Origin of the sequence: Dietzia sp. DQ11-44, from assembly GCF_014145205.1 — a bacterium.
In the GTDB taxonomy this organism is placed as follows: Bacteria; Actinomycetota; Actinomycetes; order Mycobacteriales; family Mycobacteriaceae; genus Dietzia; species Dietzia natronolimnaea.
In genome coordinates, this window is record NZ_JAALEC010000307.1 from 1 (window position 1) to 3,251 (window position 3,251).

The 3,251-nt window shown below is 68.6% G+C and carries 3 protein-coding genes; all 3 read left to right on the plus strand.

Annotated features, from left to right (window positions below; translation table 11 throughout):
* The first annotated feature begins 82 nt into the window (after positions 1–82).
* From G6018_RS08495 to G6018_RS08505, 3 genes are read left to right on the plus strand one after another with little or no spacing between them, the layout of a single operon-like run.
* Positions 83–1,732 (plus strand): AMP-binding protein, encoded by a 1,650-nt coding sequence (locus G6018_RS08495; RefSeq protein WP_182616216.1) that lies wholly within the window; start codon positions 83–85, stop codon positions 1,730–1,732.
* Positions 1,733–1,759: 27 nt separating this feature from the next.
* Complete coding sequence (locus tag G6018_RS08500) at positions 1,760–2,536, plus strand: CoA transferase subunit A (RefSeq protein ID WP_179525847.1); 777 nt, start codon at positions 1,760–1,762, stop codon at positions 2,534–2,536.
* Positions 2,536–3,189, plus strand: coding sequence for a 3-oxoacid CoA-transferase subunit B (locus tag G6018_RS08505; RefSeq protein ID WP_182639376.1), 654 nt, complete (start codon positions 2,536–2,538; stop codon positions 3,187–3,189). The genes G6018_RS08500 and G6018_RS08505 overlap by 1 nt, the downstream gene beginning before the upstream one ends.
* The last annotated feature ends 62 nt before the right edge of the window (positions 3,190–3,251 follow it).

The following is a 3,251-nucleotide window of genomic DNA, read 5'->3' on the forward strand; positions in this document are numbered from 1 at the left end:
CGCCGCCACCCGACACGCCGCCACCCGACACTGCAACCCCCACTTCGTGGGCCGTCCGATCCCACCCTCAAGGAGCACCGAGATGACCACCACCGATCTCGATTCCACCCCACTGGACCCCGCCCTGTCCCACACCCGTGGGGACGCCGACGTCCCGCTGCTCACGCAGACGATCGCCGACAACCTGGCCGCCACGGTCGAGCGCTTCGGCGACCGCGACGCCCTCGTCGACGTGCAGGCCGGACGCCGGTGGACCTACACGGAGTTCCACGCCGACGTCCGTCGCCTGGCCTCGGGCCTGCTCCGGCTCGGGATCCGGACCGGCGACCGCGTGGGGATCTGGTCCCCCAACCGCTGGGAGTGGGTGATGATCCAGTACGCCACCGCCGAGATCGGGGCGGTGCTGGTCAACATCAACCCCTCCTACCGCGTCCACGAGCTGGAGTACGTGCTCAAGCAGGCCGGGATCAAGGCCGTGGTCGCGGCGCCCCAGTTCAAGGACTCGGACTACACCGGCATGCTCTCGCAGGTCCAGCCGAGCTGCCCGGACCTCGAGGTCGTCGTGCTGTTCGGCGACGAGGAGTGGGAGTCGATGATGTCGGGGCCCACCGACCCGGAGGAGCTGGCCGGGATCCGCGCCGGTCTCGGCGCCGGCGACCCCATCAACATCCAGTACACGTCGGGCACGACCGGGTTCCCCAAGGGCGCCACCCTCTCGCACACCAACATCCTCAACAACGGGTTCTTCGTGGGCGAGACGATCAACTACTCGGAGGTGGACCGGGTCTGCATCCCGGTGCCCTTCTACCACTGCTTCGGCATGGTGATGGGCAACCTCGCGTGCACCACCCACGGGTCGTGCATGGTGATCCCCGCGCCGGCGTTCGACCCCGCCGCCTCGCTGCGGGCGGTGGCGCAGGAGAAGTGCACGAGCCTGTACGGCGTGCCGACGATGTTCATCGCCGAGCTCGCGCTCGAGGACTTCGACTCCTACGACCTGTCGTCCCTGCGGACCGGGATCATGGCGGGGTCGCCGTGCCCGGAGGCGACCATGCGTCAGGTGATCGACCAGATGAACATGGAGGAGGTCTCGATCTGTTACGGCATGACCGAGACCTCCCCGGTGTCCACCCAGACCCGGGCCGACGACTCGTTGGACCGCCGCGTCTCCACCGTGGGGCGGGTCGGCCAGCACCTGGAGATCAAGATCGTCGACCCGGAGTCGGGTGAGACCCTGCCGCGCGGCGAGGCGGGGGAGTTCTGTACCAAGGGGTACAGCGTGATGATCGGGTACTGGAACGAGCCGGAGAAGACCGCGGAGGCCCTCGACGCCGACGGGTGGATGCACACCGGGGACATCGGGGAGATGGACTCCGACGGTTACGTCAAGATCACCGGCCGGATCAAGGACATGGTGATCCGCGGCGGCGAGAACATCTATCCGCGCGAGGTCGAGGAGTTCCTCTACACGCACCCCGACATCCTCGACGCCCAGGTGATCGGGGTGCCGGATCCCAAGTACGGCGAGGAGCTCATGGCGTGGGTCCGGCTCAAGCCCGGGCGCGACGACCTCACGGCCGACGAGGTCCGCGATTTCGCCACCGGCAAGCTCGCGCGCCACAAGATCCCGAAGTACGTCCACGTGGTGGACGAGTTCCCCATGACGGTCACAGGCAAGGTCCGCAAGGTCGACATGCGCAAGACGGCGATCGAGATCCTCGGCATCGCCTGACGGCCCACACACCCAAGGAGGACGTGTATGTCCAGCAAGATCATGACAGCGGCGGAGGCCGTCGCGGACATCCCGGACGGGGCGTCGATCGCCGCCGGCGGATTCGGGCTGTGCGGGATCCCCCAGGTCGTCATCGAGGCCCTCGCGTCCCGCGACGTCGGCGACTTCGAGGTCTTCTCCAACAACGCCGGGGTCGACGGCAAGGGCCTCGGCATGCTCCTGGAGACCGGGAAGCTCCGGCGCATCGTCTCGTCGTACGTGGGCGAGAACAAGGAGTTCGCCCGCCAGTACCTGTCCGGTGAGCTCGAGGTCGAGTTGACGCCGCAGGGCACCCTCGCCGAGCGGATGCGCGCGGGCGGCTCCGGGATCGGGGCGTTCTACACGCGGACCGGCGTGGGCACCTACGTGGCCGACGGCGGGATGCCGTGGAAGTACGACTCCGAGGGCGGCGTCGCGGTGGCCTCGCCGCCCAAGGAGACCCGGGAGATCCGGGGCGAGACCTACGTGCTCGAGCAGGCCATCGAGGCCGACTTCTCGCTGGTGCGGGCTGCGGTCGCGGACCGCAGCGGCAACCTGCGGTTCAACCTCACCGCACGCAACTTCTCACCGTTGGCCGCCATGGCCGGCCGGGTGTGCATCGTCGAGGCGGAGAAGATCGTCGAGGTCGGCGAGCTGGCCCCCGACGACATCCACCTGCCAGGCATCTTCGTGCACCGCCTGGTGGAGCTCACCGCGCAGCAGGTGGAGCAGACCAAGTGGATCGAGAAGACCACCACCAACCCGCCCTCGGAAGGACAGCGCTGATGAGCAGGATCGGACGCGACCGCAAGGCGATGGCCGCCCGCGCGGCCCTCGAACTGTCGGACGGCCAGTACGTGAACCTCGGTATCGGGCTCCCGACGCTGGTGCCCAACTACGTCCCCGAGGACGTCAACGTCACCCTGCAGTCGGAGAACGGACTGCTCGGGATCGGCCCCTACCCACACCCGGACGACGTCGACCCGGACCTGATCAACGCCGGCAAGGAGACCGTCACCACGCTCCCCGGCTCGTCGATCTTCGACTCCGCGATGAGCTTCGGGATGATCCGCTCGGGCAAGATCGACGTGGCGATCCTGGGGGCGATGGAGGTCAACCCGGCCGGTGACATCGCCAACTGGATGGTGCCCGGCGCGATGGTCAAGGGCATGGGCGGCGCGATGGACCTCGTGGTGGGGGCCCGCCGCATCGTCGTGGTGATGGACCAGGTGGCCAAGGACGGCTCGTCCAAGATCGTCTCCGAGATCTCGCTGCCGCTCACGGGCCTGGGCTGCGTGGACCGGATCATCACGGAACTCGGGGTGTTCGACCGCGACGCAGACGGGCTGACCCTGGTGGAGATCGTCGACGGGGTGACCCTCGAGCAGGTCGCCGCCGCCACGGGAGCCCCGTACCGGGTGAGCGCGGACCTGGCGTGATCGAGGTGCTGGCGTGATCGAGGTGCTGCGGTAATCGCGCCACCGCCCGCCGGCGCCGCCGG

Bases quoted from the DNA above. Each gene is read 5' to 3' on its own strand.
- G6018_RS08495 (WP_182616216.1), top strand. From the start codon at position 83: ATGACCACCACCGATCTCGATTCCACCCCACTGGACCCCGCCCTGTCC.
- G6018_RS08500 (WP_179525847.1), top strand. From the start codon at position 1,760: ATGTCCAGCAAGATCATGACAGCGGCGGAGGCCGTCGCGGACATCCCG.
- G6018_RS08505 (WP_182639376.1), top strand. From the start codon at position 2,536: ATGAGCAGGATCGGACGCGACCGCAAGGCGATGGCCGCCCGCGCGGCC.